Annotated in this window: 16 protein-coding genes; 13 read left to right on the top strand and 3 right to left on the bottom strand. The window is 72.8% G+C overall.

Features of this window, described 5'->3' with window-relative positions; all coding sequences use genetic code 11:
• Nucleotides 1-23: 23 nt before the first annotated feature.
• Both pknB and ACWDR7_RS10435 read right to left on the bottom strand, forming a co-directional pair.
• Nucleotides 24-1,982 carry a Stk1 family PASTA domain-containing Ser/Thr kinase gene (gene pknB / locus ACWDR7_RS10430; protein ID WP_449854827.1) on the bottom strand — a complete coding sequence of 653 codons (1,959 nt, stop codon included), beginning with the start codon at nt 1,980-1,982 and terminating at the stop codon, nt 24-26.
• A 73-nt stretch (nt 1,983-2,055) separates the two neighbouring features.
• The gene (locus ACWDR7_RS10435) at nt 2,056-3,372 is read right to left on the bottom strand and encodes a LysM peptidoglycan-binding domain-containing protein (RefSeq protein ID WP_449854828.1); all 1,317 of its coding nucleotides are present in this window, start codon (nt 3,370-3,372) and stop codon (nt 2,056-2,058) included.
• Between the two features lie 171 nt (nt 3,373-3,543).
• Here ACWDR7_RS10435 and ACWDR7_RS10440 point away from each other — a divergent pair, with 171 nt between their 5' ends.
• Nucleotides 3,544-3,894: an Rv2175c family DNA-binding protein gene (locus ACWDR7_RS10440; RefSeq protein ID WP_449854829.1), complete on the top strand. Its 351-nt coding sequence runs from the start codon at nt 3,544-3,546 to the stop codon at nt 3,892-3,894.
• 52 nt (nt 3,895-3,946) lie between these two features.
• Here the strand turns inward: ACWDR7_RS10440 and ACWDR7_RS10445 are convergent, their stop codons facing one another.
• On the bottom strand, nt 3,947-5,035 hold the full coding sequence (locus tag ACWDR7_RS10445) for a polyprenyl synthetase family protein (protein ID WP_449854830.1): 1,089 nt from the start codon (nt 5,033-5,035) through the stop codon (nt 3,947-3,949).
• Between the two features lie 64 nt (nt 5,036-5,099).
• Between ACWDR7_RS10445 and ACWDR7_RS10450 the strand changes: the two genes are divergently transcribed.
• From ACWDR7_RS10450 to ACWDR7_RS10505, 12 genes are all read left to right on the top strand, one after another.
• Complete coding sequence (locus tag ACWDR7_RS10450; protein WP_449854831.1) at nt 5,100-5,489, top strand: DUF3040 domain-containing protein; 390 nt, start codon at nt 5,100-5,102, stop codon at nt 5,487-5,489.
• Nucleotides 5,490-5,739: 250 nt separating this feature from the next.
• Entirely contained in the window at nt 5,740-6,171 is a 432-nt protein-coding gene (gene mraZ / locus ACWDR7_RS10455; RefSeq protein WP_449854832.1) for a division/cell wall cluster transcriptional repressor MraZ, read from the top strand.
• Between the two features lie 101 nt (nt 6,172-6,272).
• Nucleotides 6,273-7,226, top strand: coding sequence for a 16S rRNA (cytosine(1402)-N(4))-methyltransferase RsmH (gene rsmH, locus ACWDR7_RS10460; protein ID WP_449854833.1), 954 nt, complete (start codon nt 6,273-6,275; stop codon nt 7,224-7,226).
• Entirely contained in the window at nt 7,223-7,858 is a 636-nt protein-coding gene (locus tag ACWDR7_RS10465; protein WP_449854834.1) for a hypothetical protein, read from the top strand. The genes rsmH and ACWDR7_RS10465 overlap by 4 nt, the downstream gene beginning before the upstream one ends.
• 19 nt (nt 7,859-7,877) lie before the next feature.
• Nucleotides 7,878-9,662 carry a peptidoglycan D,D-transpeptidase FtsI family protein gene (locus tag ACWDR7_RS10470; protein WP_449854835.1) on the top strand — a complete coding sequence of 595 codons (1,785 nt, stop codon included), beginning with the start codon at nt 7,878-7,880 and terminating at the stop codon, nt 9,660-9,662.
• A 25-nt stretch (nt 9,663-9,687) separates the two neighbouring features.
• Nucleotides 9,688-11,100, top strand: a complete 1,413-nt coding sequence (locus ACWDR7_RS10475) for a UDP-N-acetylmuramoyl-tripeptide--D-alanyl-D-alanine ligase (RefSeq protein ID WP_449854836.1) — start codon at nt 9,688-9,690, stop codon at nt 11,098-11,100.
• A complete protein-coding gene (mraY, locus tag ACWDR7_RS10480) occupies nt 11,097-12,206 on the top strand; it encodes a phospho-N-acetylmuramoyl-pentapeptide-transferase (RefSeq protein WP_449854837.1) in 1,110 nt (369 codons plus the stop codon). Before ACWDR7_RS10475 ends, mraY begins: the two co-directional genes overlap by 4 nt.
• Complete coding sequence (gene murD / locus ACWDR7_RS10485) at nt 12,203-13,744, top strand: UDP-N-acetylmuramoyl-L-alanine--D-glutamate ligase (RefSeq protein WP_449854838.1); 1,542 nt, start codon at nt 12,203-12,205, stop codon at nt 13,742-13,744. Before mraY ends, murD begins: the two co-directional genes overlap by 4 nt.
• Nucleotides 13,710-14,954, top strand: coding sequence for a putative lipid II flippase FtsW (gene ftsW / locus ACWDR7_RS10490; RefSeq protein WP_449854839.1), 1,245 nt, complete (start codon nt 13,710-13,712; stop codon nt 14,952-14,954). The genes murD and ftsW overlap by 35 nt, the downstream gene beginning before the upstream one ends.
• Nucleotides 14,955-15,005: 51 nt before the next feature.
• Nucleotides 15,006-16,079 carry a UDP-N-acetylglucosamine--N-acetylmuramyl-(pentapeptide) pyrophosphoryl-undecaprenol N-acetylglucosamine transferase gene (locus tag ACWDR7_RS10495; protein ID WP_449854840.1) on the top strand — a complete coding sequence of 358 codons (1,074 nt, stop codon included), beginning with the start codon at nt 15,006-15,008 and terminating at the stop codon, nt 16,077-16,079.
• A 131-nt stretch (nt 16,080-16,210) separates the two neighbouring features.
• Complete coding sequence (gene murC, locus ACWDR7_RS10500; RefSeq protein ID WP_449854841.1) at nt 16,211-17,611, top strand: UDP-N-acetylmuramate--L-alanine ligase; 1,401 nt, start codon at nt 16,211-16,213, stop codon at nt 17,609-17,611.
• Nucleotides 17,612-17,618: 7 nt separating this feature from the next.
• Nucleotides 17,619-18,659 (top strand): FtsQ-type POTRA domain-containing protein, encoded by a 1,041-nt coding sequence (locus ACWDR7_RS10505; RefSeq protein WP_449854842.1) that lies wholly within the window; start codon nt 17,619-17,621, stop codon nt 18,657-18,659.
• The last annotated feature ends 154 nt before the right edge of the window (nt 18,660-18,813 follow it).

Genomic DNA, 18,813 nt, shown 5'->3' on the forward strand with positions numbered 1-18,813 from the left:
GGTGGACAGCCGAGCGCGACGGATCAGATCGGCGAGCTCGTCCGGATGAGGAGCTGGATGGTCGTGCCGCGCTGGCGGCGGTCGCCGGCGGAGGGATCCGTGCCGGTGACGTCCGTCCACGCGTCCGGGAACGTGTTCCACAGCGGGTTGTAGCTCACCTCGAAGCCCTGATCGCGCAGGGTCTGCGCCGCCGCGTCGCGCGTCATGCCGGCGACATCGGGCACCTCGAACAGCTCGGGGCCGAGCGATTCGATGAGCGTCACGGTCTCGTCGCGCGCCCACACGCCGTCCTTGGGGACGATGCCGATCACGCGGCCGGCCTCGATGTCGCTGCTGTACTGCTGCTGCCGCTCGCCGGCGACCTGCAGACCGGCTTCGGTGAGGGTGGCCGTGGCGGAGTCGACGCTCAGGCCCGTCACATCGGGCACGGGGCCGAGCGAGACCGACAGGATCGCCCCGTCGCCCTCGTGCGCGGTGCAGCCGTCGATGCAGTCGAGGACCTCGTCGGATCCGCTGGGCTGGATCCGCACGTTGCTCACCCTGCCGCGCTCCGGCTCGAGGAAGTACTCGCGCACCTCGGTGACCGACAGCCCCAGCGCCTCCAGCTGCGCCGTCACCTCGGCCTGCGGGATGTCGGTGAGCTTCGGGATCGCGACCTCGGCGGGCCCGATCGAGACCTCGAGCGTGACCACCGTCTCCTGATCCACGCGGGCTCCCGCATCGGGATCCGTGGCCATCACCTCGCCGGGGGTCACGTCGACGCTGTGGACGTCGCGCCGCTCGGCGACGAGGTTGTGCTCCTCGAGCACGGCCGCCGCCTCGTCGTACGCGAGTCCCTGCACCTGCGGGACCGCCACCTGCGAGCCGGGGCCGGATCCCCACCACCAGCCCGCGCCGCCGGCCACCGCGGCCAGCAGCAGCACGAGCGCGACGAGCAGGCCGCCCCTGCGTGTGCGTCGCGCGCTCGCCCGGCGCAGGCGCGAGGAGTTGTCCTCGCTCGCCGCCACCGGCCCGGTGCTGCGCGGCACGTCGTCGGTCAGCGCGGTCGTGGCGGCGAAGGGCAGCACCTTGGTCGCCTCGGCGTCGCCGCGGTCGACCTCGGGCATCGCGCGGGTGCGCGAGGCGAGCGGCGCGATGCCGAGCTCGCGCTCGATCTCGCGCAGGCGCTCGAGCATCTCCTGCGCGTCGGAGGGCCGCTCGTCCGGCGTCTTCTCGGTCGCCCACAGCACGAGCTCGTCGAGCTGCTCGGGCACGCCGGGGTTCTTCACGCTCGGCCGCGGCACCGAGTCGGTCGCGTGCTGGTAGGCGATCTGCATGGGCTGCTCGCCCTTGTACGGCTGCTCGCCCGCGAGCATCTCGTAGAGCATGATGCCGAGCGCGTAGATGTCGCTGCGGGCGTCGGCCGTGCCGCGCGTGACGAGCTCGGGCGCGAGGTAGGCGATCGTGCCGAGCAGCTGGGCGCCCGTGGCGGTGTTGGCGCTCGTGGCGCGCGCGAGGCCGAAGTCGCCGATCTTGATGCGGCCGTCCTCGGCCAGCAGCACGTTCTCGGGCTTCACGTCGCGGTGGATGAGTCCGGCGCGGTGCGCCGCGGCCAGGCCCGAGAGCACGGCGTCCATCACGGTGATCGTCTGCGTCACGGTGAGGCGCTTCTGCTCCTTCAGCAGCTCGCGCAGCGTGATGCCGGGCAGGTACTCCATGACGAGGTAGGCGAGCTCGCCGTCCTGGCCCTGGTCGAACACGTTGACGACGTGGGGATCGGCCAGCCGGGCCGCCGAGCGCGCCTCCTGGATGAAACGGCTCTGGAAGACGCTGTCGTCGCTGAGATGCGCGTGCATCACCTTGAGGGCCACGCGGCGCTCGAGTCGCAGGTCGGTGGCGACGTAGACCGTCGCCATTCCGCCGCGCGCGATCCGCGCCCGCACACGATACCGGCCGTCGACAAGCCGCCCGATGAGGGGGTCGACCTGCTGGCTCGTGCTCACGGGAGAAGTCTACGGAAGGCGGCCTGGCAACCCGGCCAGCGGCGCACCGCGCGCGCCCACCCCATCGTGCCGCTCAGCCCAGCGTCGCGAGCCAGGCGTAGGCCTGCCGCTCCCACTGGCCGTAGCGCTCGGGGAAGGCGGAGATCTGGACGGCCTGGGCCGCGTCGCCGAACGACAGGCCCTCCCAGCCGGCGATGTCGTAGAGCCCGCGCGGCTCGCCGCCGTTGGGGGCGCCGCGGCCGCCGAAGAACGCCTTGGTGGCGCGGACCGGATCGAGGATCTGCTCGGGCGTGCCCCAGCCCTGGCTGGGTCGCTGCTGGAACAGGCCGAGCGAGTCGCGGTCGCCGTGGTGCACGTTGCGGAGCTCGGACTCGACCATCGCCGTGGCCAGTGCCGTGGCGATGGCGCGGTCGGAGGCTCCCACCTCGCGCCCCACGCGGATGATGAGGCGCGCGTGCTCGGTCTGCTCGGCGTCGAGCGTCGCGTGCCTCTGCGCGTCGGCGGCGGCCGGTTGCGGCATGCTCAGCAGGAGCTTCTGACCCGGGTAGATGATGGCGCCGTCCGAGAGGCCGTTGGCGCGCAGCAGCGTCGACACGGCCACGCCGTGCTTCTGCGCGATCGCCCACAGCGTCTCGCCCACCTCGACGACGTGTGCATCGGCCTGCGCCTCGGGGGCGCCGGCCGCGGGGGAGATCGCGGTCGTGGCGGCGGCGGGCACCGGCGCCGGCGCGGCGCCGATACGCAGCTGCTGGCCCGGGTGGATGACGGCGGCGTCGCTGATCCCGTTGGCGCTGAGGATGGCCTGCACGCTCATGCCGTGCTGCCTGGCGATGGCCCACACGGTCTCGCCGGGCGCCACCGTGTGCGTCGTCGCGGCGGGCGCGGGTGCCGCGGCGGCCGGAGCCAGGGCGGGCGCTGCGGCGGGGGTGGGCGCGGGGGTCGTGAGCGCGAGCTTCTGGCCGGGGTAGATGACTGCCGACGCCTTGAGTCCGTTCGCGGCCAGCAGCGCCTCGACGGTCATGCCGTGCTGACGGGCGATCGACCAGATCGTCTCGCCGGCGGCGACGGTGTGCACCGTGGGGTCGGACGGCGCGGGCACGGGCACCGGTCCCGCCGACGGGGGAGTGAGCCGCAGCACCTGGCCGGGATGGATCGTGCTCGTCGTGCGCAGGCCGTTCCACACGAGGACGTCGATCGTGCGCAGGCCGTTGCGGATGGCGATGCGCGTGATGGTGTCGCCCTCCTCGACGACGTGCTGCTCGGCGGTGGCGTGCGCCGGCGTCGCGTACATCGCGCCGGCGAGCGATCCGACGATCGCGACCGGCGCCGTCGCCAGCATCGTGCGGTGCGCTCGCGCGCCGTCCGTCGAGTTGCGTCGTGTTCCACGCATCACTGACCCCCTCGCGATCTCCAGACACACCGTGTCAGACATGTATATCCGTGTCAACTGGTGCTAGCGGGCGAGGGTGGTGTGACTGGAGTGAATTCTGAGACTGGTGGGACGAGTACTCGGCGCACCGGGCGAGACTCCGGTCGGCCCCCGGAGTGCGAGAATGGCGGCGTGGTGGATCAGACTCCTGCGACGTACCCGACCGACTGGCTGCCGCTCCCCGATGTGGCGGAGCTGCTGGGCGAGACCGTGAGCCGCGTGCGCCGGCTGCTGGACGAGCGCGCGCTCGTCGGATCGCGCCGCGACGGCATCCTCAAGGTGCCGTCGGTCTTCCTCGTGGACGGGCGGCCGCTGTCGTCGCTGCGCGGCACGGCGATCCTGCTGCACGATGTCGGCTTCACGGACGACGAGGCCATCGACTGGCTGCTGACGCCGGAGGAGTCGCTCGGCGTCGCGCCGATCGAGTCGCTGCTGGCCGGCCGCAAGGCCGAGGTGCGCCGCGTCGCGCAGGCGCTCGCCTGATCCCGGCGCCTCGACGCCTCGCGGCGGTCAGACGTGCGATCAGGGCGTGCGCTCAGGACGTGCGCTGGGTGGCGGCGCGCGCGAGCTCGCGCAGCGAGCCGACGGCCGCGTTGTCGAGCCGGGCGCCGCTGAGCGCGCGATCCGCCTCGCGTGCGTAGGACGCGATCGCCTCCTCCGTGCGATCGAGAGCGCCGGAGCGGCGGATGGCGTCGGCGAGCATGGAGATCTGGCCGTCGTCGAGCGTCGGGTCGCCGAGCAGCTCGTCGAACACGCGGCGCACCGATCCGGGCACGCTCTCGCGCGCCCACGCGACGAGCACCGTGCGCTTGCCCTCGCGCAGGTCGTCGCCCGCCGGCTTGCCCGTCTCCGCCGCGTCGCCGAACACGCCCAGCACGTCGTCGCGCAGCTGGAACGCCATGCCGAGCCGCCGACCGAAGTCGCCCAGCGCCGCCCGCTGGTCCGGCTCGCCGCCGGCCAGCGCGGCGCCGATCACGAGCGGCTGCTCCACGCTGTAGCGGGCCGACTTCAGCGAGGCGACCCGCAGTGCGCGGGCCGCGTGATCGCCGTCGGGCACCGTGCGCCATGCCGATTCCTCGGCGAGGTCGAGGAACTGGCCCATCGTCACCTCGCGACGCATCAGGGCGTACTCGGCGCGCGTGGCTGCGGCCGTGGTGGGGGAGAGCGCGAGCGCGTCCTCCATGAGGTCGTCGCTCCAGGCCACCAGCAGGTCGCCGACGAGCAGGGCGCCGGAGCGACCGAACGCCGCCGCATCGCCCGCCCAGCCGGCCGCGCGGTGGGCCGCCTCGAGCGCGCGGTGCGCGGAGGGGCGGCCGCGGCGCGTGTCGGCGTTGTCGACGAGGTCGTCGTGCACGAGGGCGGCGGCCTGGAAGATCTCGAGCGCGCACGCGGCCGGCAGCAGGGCCTCGCGCGCGGCGCGCGCGCCGTCGCGATCCGCCACGGCGCGCCAGCCGGCGGCGCAGAACCGGGCGCGCAGACGCTTGCCGCCGCGCAGGGCGGCGGCCGCGTGGTCGACCATGAGCACCGCCTCGTCGCCGTGCTCCGAGGCCTCTGCCCTGCGGTCTGCGACGAAGCTATCCAAACGCTGGGAGATGTCCGCGATGAGGTCGTCGGCAGGCTGCACGGGGCCTAGCCTAGTGAGAGGACCCGGCGATAGACTGGGGCGAGCGAAGCACAAGGGGGACCGGATGCCTCTCTCCGAACAGGAGCAGCGTCTGCTCGACGAGATGGAACGCCATCTCATGCAGAACGACACCGACGTCGTCAACGCCTCGAATGCCGGACGCGCGCTCAGCTACCGCAATCTCGTCATCGGCGCGATCGTCGCGCTCGTCGGCCTCGGCGGGGTCATCGCCGGCGTGGCGCTGTGGCAGTCCAACACCGTGCTCGGCGTCGTCCTCGGCGTCATCGGCTTCGTCGCGATGCTCGTCGGCGTCGTGCTCGCCACCAGCCCTTCCGCCGCGCCCCCGATCGCCCCGGGCTCCGCGCCGCGCCGTCCCTCCGGCGGCGGGGCCGGATCCGCCTCGTTCATGGATCGCATGAACGAGCGCTGGGACCGCCGCCGACAGGGCGGCTGACTCCCTTCCCCTCCACTTCGACGAAAGCCCCGGCCATCGCGGCCGGGGCTTTCGTCGTCTCTGCCGCCGGATCCTGCTGATCCCTCCACTCGCCCTCCACCGGCCTCCACCGCCGCCTTCCCTTGAGTTTCCGGGGAAGGCGGCGGCTTCTTTGTCGTGCGAAGATGCTCTTGACCCTTGCGGGTGGGGGAAAGTGGAGTAAAGTGGGGCGCACCTCGGGTTGGCCGGACGATGAGGGGGGTGAAGGCCGATGCTGTTGGGCACACACACCCCCAAGCTCGACGACAAGGGCCGCGTCATCCTCCCCGCGAAGTTCCGGGAGGAGCTCGCCGGCGGCGTCGTCGTGACGCGCGGCCAGGAACGCTGCCTCTACGTCTTCAGCACGTCGGAGTTCGAGCAGGTGCACGAGCGCATCCGGCAGGCGCCGCTGAGCAACAAGCAGGCGCGCGACTTCCTGCGCATGTTCCTCTCCGGCGCGAGCGCCGAGACGCCCGACGGTCAGAACCGCATCACGGTGCCCCAGCACCTGCGCCAGTACGCAGGGCTCGAGAAGGAGCTCGTCGTCACGGGCGTCGGCGCGCACGCCGAGATCTGGGACGCCCAGGCCTGGAACGACTACCTCTCCGCCAACGAGGAGAACTACTCCGAGATGGAGCAGGAGGTGATCCCCGGCCTCTTCTGAGCCTCTGGCTGTGACCCTCACCCGACGCGCCCTGACCCCACTTCCCCGGTGTCAGGTCGAGCGGATGGGGATCAGAGCCAGAGGAGCAGGGCCCCGACATCATGAACCTCCGCGACATCCACACCCCCGTCCTGCTCGAGCGCTGCGTCGAGCTGCTCGGCCCTGCGCTCCGCGCCCCCGGCGCCGTCTACGTCGACGGCACCCTCGGCATGGGCGGTCACTCCGAGGCGTTCCTCGAGCGGTTCCCGCAGGCGAGGCTGGTGGGCCTCGACCGCGACCCCGATGCCCTGCGCATCGCGGGGGAGAGGCTGGCCCCGTTCGCCGACCGGATCACGCTCGTGCACACGGTGTACGACGGCATCCGCTCCGCCCTCGACGACGCCGGCGTCGCGCGCGCCGACGCGATCCTCTTCGACCTCGGGGTGTCGTCGCTGCAGCTGGACGAGGCCGAGCGCGGCTTCGCGTACGCGCAGGATGCGCCGCTCGACATGCGCATGGACCCGACGGGCGGCCCCACGGCCGCCGACGTGCTGGCGACCTACGCCGAGGGCGACCTGCGGCGCATCTTCGAGCGCTACGGCGAGGAGAAGCTCGCCGCCCGCTACGCCCGCGCCATCGTGCGGGCGCGCACGGAGGCGCCCATCGAGCGCTCCGGTCGCCTCGTCGACATCCTGCAGGACGCCACGCCGGCCGCCGTCAAGAACGCAGGCCACCCCGCCAAGCGCGTCTTCCAGGCGCTGCGCATCGAGGTCAACGGCGAGCTTTCCGCCCTCGAGCGCGCGATCCCCGCCGCCCTCGACGCGCTCGCGGTGGGAGGCCGGATCGTCGTGCTGTCGTACCAGTCGCTGGAGGACCGCTTCGTGAAGCGCCTGTTCGCGGAGGCCGTCGCCTCGAGCGCCCCGCGGGGGCTGCCCGTGGAGCTCCCGGAGCACGCCCCGCGGTTCCGCGCCCTCGTCCGCGGCGCGGAGCAGGCGAGCGACGAGGAAGCCGAGCGCAATCCGCGCGCCAAGCCCGTGCGCCTGCGCGCGCTCGAGAAGCTGAGGGAGGCCGCATGAGCCTGGCCGAGCAGTTCCCCGCCCTGCCGTCGCGGCACGTCGCGCGGCCCGAGCGCCGCGACGAGGCGCCCGAGCGCCGGCTGCGGCCCGTTGAATCGACCCTGCCGCGCCGGCGCCCTCGCATGGTCTACGCCATCGTCGCCGTCGGCGGCGCGGTGGCGATCGCCGTCGCGCAGATGGCGCTGTCGGTGCTCACCACCCAGGACAGCTACCGCGTCGCCGACCTCACGCAGCAGCAGCGCAAGCTCTCGCTCGAGGCGCAGGCGCTCGAGGACTCCGTCGCGGGCCTGAACTCGCCGCAGTACCTCGCGGCCAACGCCGCCGCGCTGGGCATGGTGGTCGGCGGTGCGCCCACGTACCTGCGCCTGAGCGATGCCGCGATCATCGGCTCCGGCGCGGCCGCCGAGGGGGCCTCCTCGGTGTCGGCGCAGGACCCGCAGGTCGGCAACGCACTCGTGGGCGACACGCCGCTCGTGACCGACCCCGGCCGCTCGCTGCAGGGGGCGGTGCCCGCCGAGGAGGCGCCGGGCGGCGCGACCGGCGGCGACGCCGCGACCGGCGCGGAGACGCCGCCGTCCGGATCCGAGATCCCACCCCTGACCGAGGGGCTTCCGAGCCCCGCGACCCGGTGACACGACAGGAGCATCGCCCATGACCTCGAGGTCGGAGCGCACGCCGCGTCAGCGCACGGTCATCGCGCTGTTCGCGGTCGTCGCGGTGCTCGCCGCGTTCCTCGTCCGCCTCGTCGACATCCAGGTGGTGAACGCCGACGACCACGTCGGCGATGCGCAGGCCATGGGCCTCGCGGGGGAGCGGACGCTCTACGGCAATCGCGGCAGCATCGTCGACGCCGACGGCACGGTGCTGGCGAGCAGCACGCAGCTGTACGACGCGCAGATCGACCCGTTGCTGGCCACGAGCATGGAGCGGCTCTCGGACGACGGCAAGACGAAGGAGATCGTCCCGTTCGCGGACTTCGCGGGGCAGATCGCGCAGGTCACGGGCCAGGATCCGGCGGATCTGGAGAAGATCGTCTCCGACGCCCTCGCGGACAACCCCGAGTCGCGGTTCGCGTACATCAAGCGCGGCGTCAGCACCGCGCAGTACCGGGAGCTCGTCGAGCTCGGGCTGCCGTTCATCACCTTCGCGCCGCAGCCGTCCCGCGTGTATCCGAACGGCGCCGTGGGCGGGAACCTGCTGGGGTTCATGAGCAACGACGGCGAGGCGCTGGCCGGCTACGAGCTGCTCGGCGACGCGTGCCTGCAGGGCTCGAACGGGCGGGAGACCTATCAGCAGAGCCCCGACGGCGTGCGCATCCCCGGCACCGAGACGGTGGAGCCGGCGCAGGACGGCGGCACGCTGCAGATGACGATCGACGCGGACCTCGAGTGGTACCTCAGAGAGATGATCGCGGAGGAGACGCAGCGGATGGGCGCGCTCAGCGGCACCGTGACGGTGGTCGAGGTGGCCACGGGCAAGATCCGCGCCGCGGCGGAGTACCCGGCGCTCGATCCGAACGACGTCCTCGCGTCGGATCCCGCCGACCGCGGCTCGCGCATCTTCACGACGACGTTCGAGCCGGGGTCGACCTTCAAGCCGATCACCGCGTCGATGCTGCTGGACCAGGGGGCGGCCACGCCGATGTCGACCGTGCCGGCGGCTGGGCGCGAGACGTTCCCGAACGGCGCGGCGGTGGGAGACCCGTTCTCGCACGAGACGTACAACTACACGCTCGCCGGCGCGCTGATCGACTCGTCCAACGTGGCCATGTCGAAGTTCGGCGAGAAGCTGCCGGCGCAGGTGCGCCACGACTACCTCGAGAAGTTCGGGGTGGGGCAGCGCACGGCGATCGGCTTCCAGGGAGAGGAGCCGGGCGTTCTGCACCCCGCCGAGAACTGGGACAACCAGACGTACTACGCGACGAACTTCGGCCAGGGCTTCACGACCACCGTGCCGCAGGTGGCGAGCGCGTATCAGGCCATCGCGAACGGCGGCCTGCAGCAGCCCCTGAGCCTCGTCGAGTCGTGCACGAAGGCCGACGGCACGGTGGTCGAGCCGGAGCTGCCCGAGCCGAAGCAGGTCATCAGCGAGCAGGCCGCCGCCGAGACGGCGCTCATGATCGAGAACGTGGCGGCGCAGGGCAGCATCGCCGAGCAGATCGAGGTGCCGGGCTACCGCATCGCGGCCAAGACCGGCACCGCCCAGAAGCCGGCCGAGGGCGGCGGCTACAAGGCGGGCGTCTACTTCACGAGCATCGTCGGCTTCGCCCCGGCCGAGGACCCCGAGTACGTCGTCATGGTCACCCTCGACGAGCCCACTCAGGTAAGGTCGTCTGCGGCCACGGCCCCGGCGATGCAGAAGGCGATGACGCAGGTGCTGAAGCACTATCGCGTGATGCCCTCGACCGGGGAACCCCACCTCTTCCCGAAGTATTGATGCGCGCGCTCGCGCGGAGGTCCAGATGATCGCCCTGACCCTGGCAGAGGTCGCCGCCGCGGTGCGCGGCGACCTGCGGCCGCACGGCTCCGACACCCCCGACACCGTCGTCTCGGGAGGCGTCGACACCGACTCGCGCGCCATCCGCTCCGGCGGCGTGTTCGTCGCGAAGCCGGGCGAGGCGACCGACGGGCACCTGTTCGTCGGCAAGGCGATCGAGAACGGCGCGGCGCTCGCGATCGTGGAGCGGCCCGTCGACGAGCCCGTGTCGCAGATCGTCGTGGCCGACGCCGTCGCCGCGCTGGCCGAACTGGCCCGTGAGGTGGTGGCGCGCGTGCGCGCCGGCGGCCGCCTGCGGATCGTCGGGATCACGGGATCGAACGGCAAGACGACGACGAAGAACATGCTCGCGGCCATCCTGGGTCCCGAGGGCGAGACGGTCGCGCCCGTGGCATCGTTCAACAACGCCGTGGGCGCGCCGCTCACGATGCTGCGGGTCACGCACGACACGCGGTTCCTCGTCAGCGAGTTCGGTGCCGACGCGCCCGGGCAGATCGCGCGTCTGGCCGGCCTCGTCACGCCCGACATCGGCGTGGTCCTCATGGTCGGCATGGCGCATGCGGGCGGCTTCGGCGGCATCGAGGAGACGGTGAAGGCCAAGTCGGAGCTCGTGCGCGCCGTGCGTCCCGGCGGCCTGGCCGTGCTCAACGCCGACGACCCGCGTGTGGCCGGCATGGCGCCGATCGCCGCCGAGCGCGGCGTGGACGTGCGGTGGTTCGGCCGCGACGAGGCCGCCGAGGTGCGCGCCGGCGAGGTCACCGTCAGCGCGGCCGGCACGACGACGGAGGTCTCGATCGCCGGGCGCACGCTGCCGCTGCGCCTGCGGGTGCTCGGCGCCCATCACGTCGTGAACGCCCTCGCGGCGATCGCCGCGGCCACCGCGCTCGGCGTCGAGCCCGAGGACGCCGTCGCGCGGCTCGAGGAGCTCGAGCTCGCCGAGCGGTGGCGCATGCAGGTGCTGGGGAACGACCGCGTGCGGATCATCAACGACGCCTACAACGCCAGCCCCGACTCGTACCACGCGGCGCTGCGCACCCTCGCCCAGATCACGGGTCCCGACGAGCGCATGGTCGCCGTCCTGGGCGCGATGAGCGAGCTCGGCGAGTACGACAACGCCGAGCACGCGAAGGTCGCGCTGCTCGCGGTGCGCCTGCGGATCCCGCGCATCGTGGTCGTGGGCCGCGAGGCGCGCGGGCTCTACCTGTCCGTCATCGCCGAGGGCTCGTGGGACAGCGAGGCGGTGTTCTTCGAGACCGCCGACGAGGCGTACGACTACCTCGTGGGCGAGCTGCGCGACGGCGACCGCGTGCTCGTGAAGTCGTCGAACGCGGCGGGCCTGCGGTTCCTGGGGGATCGTCTGGGAGAATCCTTCTCGTGAGATCACTCCTGACGGCGGCCGCGATCTCGTTCGCGTTCACGCTCTTCCTCACGCCGGTCTTCCTGCGGTACTTCCGCAGGTGGGGGTGGGCGCAGGTGATCCGCACGCCCGACGACCCCCGCAACCCCAATCACGGCGCGAAGCGCGGCACGCCCACGATGGGCGGCGTGATCTTCATCGCCGGCACGATCCTGGGCTATCTCGTCGGCTGCTACGCCGGCAACAACCCGCCGACGCCCTCGGGCCTGCTCGTGATCTGGCTCATGCTCGGCTTCGGCGCGGTGGGCTTCATCGACGACTGGCTCAAGGTGCGCAAGCAGCACTTCGGCGGGCTCGGCAGCTGGCAGAAGATCGTCGGCCAGATCCTCGTGATCATCCCGTTCGCCGTCGCGGCGCAGGCCTTCCCCGACGACTGGGGGCAGACCCCCGGCGGCTTCGGCGTGTCGTTCTTCCGCGAGCTGCCCTGGCTCTCGTTCGCGCTCGTGGCCCCCGTGCTCGGCTGGCTGCTGTACCTCGCGTGGCTCGCGCTGCTGGGCGTCGGGTTCTCGAACGCCGTGAACCTCACCGACGGCCTCGACGGCCTCGCCGCCGGCATCGGCATCTTCGTGATGGGCGCCTACAGCCTCATCGCGTACTGGCAGTTCAACCAGGCGTGCACCGGCGAGGGCCTCGCGGCGGTCGACCAGTCGGCGTGCTACACGGTGCGCGACCCGCTCGATCTCGCGATCATCGCCGCCGCCGTCGTGGCGGGTCTCGTCGGCTACCTGTGGTGGAACGCGCCCAAGGCGCAGGTGTTCATGGGCGACGTGGGGTCGATGTCGATCGGCGGCGCCGTGATGGGCATGGCGGTGCTCACCCACACCGAGTTGCTCGGCATCCTCATCGCGGGCGGCTTCATGCTCGGCCCGGGCTCGGTGGTGCTGCAGCGCCTGTACTTCAAGGCGACGAAGGGCAAGCGGCTGTTCCTCATGAGCCCGCTGCACCACCACTTCGAGCTGCGGGGCTGGCTCGAGGTGACGATCGTCGTGCGGTTCTGGATCATCGGCGGCATCCTGGCCGTCATCGGGGTGGGTCTCATGTACGTCGAATGGCTGAGCCTCGTATGACCGCCGCCGATCGCCTTGCGTCGCTGACGAGCTGGCGCGCCGACTGGTCCGGCCTGCGCGTGGCCGTGCTGGGGCTGGCCGCCACCGGCTTCTCCGTGGCCGACACGCTCGCCGAGCTCGGCGCGGACGTGCTCGTCGTCAGCGAGAAGGCCGAGGAGGAGTACGCGCGCCTCGTGCCCGTGATCGGCGCGCGGCTGCACCTTGGTCCGCTCGATGAGGTGCCCGCCGAGCTGGAGGCCTTCGATCCCGAGCTCATCGTCGCCTCGCCCGGGTTCCCGCCGTCGCACCCCGTGATCCGCTGGGCCCTCGAGCGGGGCGTGGCGCTGTGGGGCGACATCGAGCTCGCGTGGCGGGTGCGCGACAAGGTGCTCCGGCCCGACGGCACCCCCGCCGAGTGGGTGCTCGTCACGGGCACGAACGGCAAGACCACGACCACGCGCCTGGCCGCGACGATGATGAAGGACGGCGGGCTGCGCGCCGCGCCCTGCGGCAACATCGGCGTGCCCATCCTCGATGCCGTGCGCGATCCGGCTGGCTTCGACGTGCTCGTCGTCGAGCTCTCCAGCCACCAGCTCTGGTACCTCGGCCTCAGCGCGCTCGAGGGCCAGCCGGTGCCGCACGCGAGCGTGTGCCTCAACCTGGCCGACGACCACCTGCAGTGGCACGGGTCCTTCGAGGCCTACCGCGACGCCAAGGCCGTGGTCTACCGCAACACCCGCGTCGCGTGCGTCTACAACAAGGCGGACGAGGCGACGCGGCGCATGGTCGAGGACGCCGACGTCGTCGAGGGCGCGCGCGCGATCGGATTCGACCTGGGGGTGCCGGGACCGAGCGACCTCGGGGTCGTCGACGGCATCGTCGTGGACCGCGCCTTCCTCGACGACCGCCGCACCTCGGCCCTCGAGCTGACCACCGTGGCCGAGCTGGCCGAGCGCGACCTGGGTGCTCCGCACGTCGTGGCGAACATCCTCGCCGCTGCTGCGCTGGCGCGCTCGCTCGGCGTCGAGCCCGTCGCGATCCGCGACGCGCTGCGCGTGTTCCGCCTCGATCCGCACCGCATCGAGGTCGTCGCGCGCGCGGCGGGCATCACCTGGGTCGACGACTCGAAGGCCACCAACCCGCACGCCACCGCCTCGTCGCTCGCGGCGTTCCCCGGCGCGATCTGGATCGTCGGCGGCCAGCTGAAGGGCGTCGACATCGGCGAGCTCGTCGCGGCGCGCGGCCCCGAGAGCAAGGCGGCGATCGTCATCGGCACGGAGCGCTCCGAGGTGGTCGCGGCGTTCCGGCGACACGCGCCGGCGGTGCCGCTGTTCGAGGTGGATCACACCGAGACTGAGGATGTCATGACCAGGGCCGTCGAGCTGGCGGCGCAGGTCGCGCGGGACGGAGACGTGGTGCTGCTGGCACCGGCGGCCGCCTCATTCGACCAGTTCCGCGGCTACGACGACCGCGGGGACAGATTCGCACAGGCCGTCAGGGCACGGCTCGAGAGGGGGACGCGCGATGAGCACGACGACGCGTCCTCCGGCGGCCGCTGACGCGCGCGGGACGGACGAGCCCGGCCCGCGCCGCGGCCTGCTGGCGCGGGTCTCGCTCGGTCAGGCGTTCGCGGCGGCGCCCGTCGAGTTCCTGCTCATCTCGTCGACCGCGCTGATCCTCACGGGCTTCGGCGCCGTCATGGTGCTCTCGGCCACGTCGGCGACCTCCATCACGGCCGGCGGCGGGCCGTACGACGCCGCCATCCGCCACGGGCTGTTCGCGCTCGTGGGCGTCCCGCTGATGTTCATCGTCAGCCGGTTCCCCATCGCGTTCCTCAAGAGGATCTCGTGGTTCGCGCTCATCGCGGCGGTGCTGCTGCAGCTGCTCGTGTTCACCCCGCTCGGCTACGAGTCCGGCGGCAACCGCAACTGGATCGATGTCGCGGGCTTCACGCTGCAGCCCTCGGAGTTCCTCAAGCTCGCGCTCGCGCTCTGGGTGGGGTTCATCCTGTACCGCAAGCGGACCCTGCTGGCGAACTGGAAGCACGTGTTCATCCCGCTCGTGCCGGTGGCACTGCTCGCGATCGGCACGGTGCTGGCGGGCGAGGACCTCGGCACGGCCATGATCCTCGTGCTGCTCGTGCTGGGCGCGCTGTTCTTCTCGGGCGTCAAGCTGCGGATCTTCATCCTCCCCGTGCTCGTCGGCATCGTCGGTGTGTTCGCGCTGGCCGTGACGAGCCCCAACCGCATGGCGCGGATCATGAGCTTCCTCGACTCCGAGTGCGCCGACTACTACGACTCCTGCTATCAGCCGCTGCACGGCATCTGGGCGCTGGCCGAGGGCGGCGTCTTCGGGGTGGGCCTGGGCAACTCCAAGCAGAAGTACGAGTGGCTGCCGGCGGCGGCGAACGACTACATCTTCGCGATCGTGGGGGAGGAGCTCGGCCTCATCGGCTGCGCGGTCCTCCTCGCGCTGTTCGCCCTCTTCGCGTACGGTGCGTTCCGCATCATCCGGCGCACCGACGACCCGTTCGTGCGGGTCGTCGCGGGCGGCATCACGGTGTGGATCGTGGGTCAGGCCCTCATCAACATCGGCGTCGTGCTGCGCGTCTTCCCCGTGCTGGGCGTGCCGCTGCCGTTCCTCTCCTCCGGCGGCACGTCGCTCATCTCGGTCCTGCTCGCGTCGGGGGTGCTGCTCGCGCTCGCGCGGACGCTGCCGCCCGTGCCGGCCACGATGGCCGACGCCGCGCCGACGCCCCGCCGCCGCTGAGCGCGCCCGGCGCGGGCGGTCGGCGACCCGTCGCTCTGCGAGGATGGACGGGTGACGACCTACCTGCTCGCCGGCGGCGGCACCGCTGGCCACGTCAACCCGATGCTCGCCGTCGCCGACGGGCTGCGCGAGCGCTCCGCGGACGACGAGGTGCTCGTCCTGGGCACGCGTGAGGGGCTCGAGGCGCGGCTCGTGCCCGAGCGCGGCTACGAGCTCCTCGTCGTCGACAAGGTGCCGTTCCCGCGCCGTGCGAGCGGCGCCGCACTGCGCTTCCCCGCCCGCTTCGCGCGCGCGATCTCTCAGGTGCGCCGGCACATCCGCGCGCACGGCGTCGATGTCGTGCTGGGCGTGGGCGGCTATGCCTCGGCCCCCGCATACGTGGCGGCGCGGCGGGAGCGCGTGCCGTTCGTCGTGCACGAGGCCAACGCCCGCCCCGGCCTCGCGAACGTGCTCGGCGCCCGATGGGCGGCGGGCGTCGGCGTCGTCTTCGCGGGCACGCCGCTGCGAGGCGCCGAGGTGGTGGGCATGCCGCTGCGCCCCGAGATCGCTCGCCTCGATCGGGCCGCCCGCCGCGCCGAGGCACGGGAGTTCTTCGGGCTCGACGCCGACAGGCCGGTGCTGCTCGTCTTCGGCGGATCGCTGGGCGCGAAGCGGATCAACGACGCGATCGCGGGTTCCTGGCGCGACATCGTCGGCGCGGGCTGGCAGATCCTGCACGCCGCGGGGGAGCGCGCGGACGAGGTGGGCGCGGGCGGCGACGGCTACGTCGTCGTGCGCTACGTGGACCGCATGGAGCTGGCGTTCGCCGCGGCCGACGTCGTGCTCTCGCGCGCCGGCTCGTCGACCGTGAGCGAGATCAGCGCCCTCGGCATCCCTGCCGTGTACGTGCCGTACGCCGTGGGCAACGGCGAGCAGCGGCTCAACGCCGCGGGCGCCGTGCGGGCCGGCGCGGCGACCGTCGTCGACGACGCCGCGCTCACGCCCGACCGCGTCCGCTCCGAGCTCGTGCCGCTGCTGCGCGACGCCGACCGCCTCGCGTCGATGCGCGCGGCGGCGGAGGGATCGGGCACGCGCGAGGGCACCGAGAACGTCATCGCGATGCTGGACCGCGCGCTCGCCCGCTGACCTCGACGCGCGCGGTCGGCGTGCGGCCGGGCGACGCGCGTCGTGCCGCACGACGCGCATCGTGGGAGTCCGCCGCCTGTTCGGGCGCGCCGAGCGCGAGTGTCGGCGCGCGAACCTAGACTCGAAGGGCCATGATCAAGCCCGACCTCTCCGTGCCCATCCCGAGCCAGATCCGCGCCGTGCACTTCATCGGCATCGGCGGATCGGGCATCTCGGGGCTGGCCCGCATGTTCCTCGCCGCCGGCGTCCCCGTCTCGGGCTCGGACCGCTCCGAGAGCCAGAACACGCGCGACCTGGCGGAGCTGGGCGCCACCGTGCACATCGGCCACGACGCCGCGAACCTCGGCGACGTCGACACCGTCGTGTACACGGGCGCGATCTGGCCCGAGAACCCCGAGTACCTCGCGGCGAAGGAGCGCGGTCTCACGCTGCTGCACCGCTCGCAGGCGCTGAAGTACCTCATCGGAGGCCGCCGCCTCGTGTCGGTCGCCGGTGCGCACGGCAAGACCACCTCCACGGGCATGATCGTCACGGGCCTCGGCCGGCTGGGTGCCGATCCGAGCTTCGTCAACGGCGGCGTGATCCAGGACAGGGGCGCCTCGAGCGGCACCGGGTCCGACGACCTGTTCGTCATCGAGGCCGACGAGTCCGACGGCACGTTCCTGCTGTACGACACGTCGATCGCGCTCATCACGAACGTCGATGCCGATCACCTCGACCACTACGGCTCGCACGAGGCGTTCGACGACGCCTTCGTGCGCTTCGCCGACGGCGCGCGCGAGGCCGTCGTCATCTCGGCCGATGACGAGGGGGCGCGCCGCGTGAGCGAGCGCCTCACGCACGCGAACGTCATGACCTTCGGCGAATCGCATCGCGCCGACCTGCGCGTCGTCGACATCCGCACCGACGGGCCCGTCGCCTTCGCCCTCGAGCACGCGGGCGAGCGGGTCGAGGGGCGCCTGCAGGTGCCCGGCCGGCACAACGCCGTCAACGCGGCCGGCGCGGTCGCCGTGCTGCTGCAGCTCGGCTACGCTCTCGAGCCCGCCGTGCGCGCCGTCGAGGCGTTCGGGGGCACGGTGCGCCGGTTCGAGCTGCACGGCGCCGAGCGCGGCGTGAGCGTGTTCGACGACTACGCGCATCACCCGACCGAGGTCGCCGCCGCGCTGGCCGCCGCGCGCACCGTCGTCGGGGAAGGGCGGATCATCGCCCTGCACCAGCCGCACACCTACTCGCGCACGCAGCTGATGGCCGGCGAGTTCGCCAAGGTGCTCGAGGAGCTGGCCGACCACACCGTCGTGCTCGACGTGTACGGCGCCCGCGAGGATCCCATCCCCGGCGTCACGGGCGAGCTCGTGAGCGGCGCGTTCGACGATCCGTCGCGCGTGCGCTTCCTCGCCGACTGGCAGGAGGCGGCCGAGTACACGGCGGGCGTGGCGCGCGAGGGCGACTACGTCATCACCCTCGGCTGCGGCGACGTGTACCGGATCATCCCGCAGGTGCTCGGCGCCCTGCGCGAGGGCGCCGAGGGCTGACGGGGGCATGAAGCGGCCCGGCCCCCTTCCCGCAGCGCGGCCGACCCCGCCCGAGCCGCGCGAGCCCGAGCGGGAGCTCGCGCTCGCGCGCGACGACCACGACCACGCGGTGGACACCGCGCCGATCGCCGACGTCGTCGAGCTGCCGCCCCGTCGCCTCTTCGGCCGGCGGGCCGAGCGGCGGCGTGAGGGGCTCGACGACGGGCCCGACGGGCTCGACGCGACCGTCGATGCCGAGGAACCGGACCTCGACGGCACGCGCGGCGAGGAGCAGGCGACGGGATCCGTCGGCTGGCGAGAGCTCTGGCGCGCCTCCCGCGCCCGCCGCCGGGCGCTGCGCGCGGAGATCCGCCGCTTCACCGCCCGCACCCGCCGCCGCCGCTGGTACGCGATCGGCGCCGCGGCGGCCCTGCTGCTGCTGGTCGGCGGCAGCGTGGGCGCGGCGTACAGTCCGCTGTTCGCGGTGCGCGACGTCATCGTCGTCGGCTCGGAGACCCTCGACGAGGCCGCCGTCGAGGCGGCGCTCGCGACGCAGGTGGGCCGGCCCCTGCCGCTGGTGGACCACAGCGAGGTGAAGGCCGCGCTGCTCGGCTTCCCGCTCATCGAGACCTACGCGATCGAGGCGCGACCGCCGCACGAGCTCGTCATCCGGATCGTGGAGCGCACGCCCGTCGGCGTGATCCAGACGGACGCCGGCTTCACGCTCGTCGACGCCGCGGGCGTGGCGCTGTCGACCACCGCCGAGCCTCCCGCGGGTCAGCCCGTGATCTCCGTCGAGGCGGGTCCCGGCTCCGAGACCTTCGCCGCCGTCGGCCAGGTGCTGCGCTCGCTCCCGGCCGAGCTGCACGGGCAGGTGACCGCGGCCACGGCGAGCACGCCGCAGGATGTGCGGCTCACGCTCGGCGCCACCGGCACCGAGATCGTGTGGGGGACCGCCGACGAGTCGGCCATGAAGGCGCTCTCGCTGCAGAAGATGATGGCCGCGAAGCCGCCCGAGGGCGTCGCCCTGTACGACGTCTCCTCGCCCGAGGCCGTCGTCGTGAGGTAGCGGGGTGTGTTCTTTTCAGAAGCGTCTGCGCCGCTCGGGCACCCGCTGTGCGGGTGCCGCTCGCGTGCTCGCGCCGTCGCGTCCCGCGCCGGCGAGGCGGCGCTGCGCGCCGCGGGGCGGCCGCAAAGGCGCGCGCACCCACACCCATAACACG

The organism is Microbacterium sp. NPDC003461, assembly GCF_053588335.1.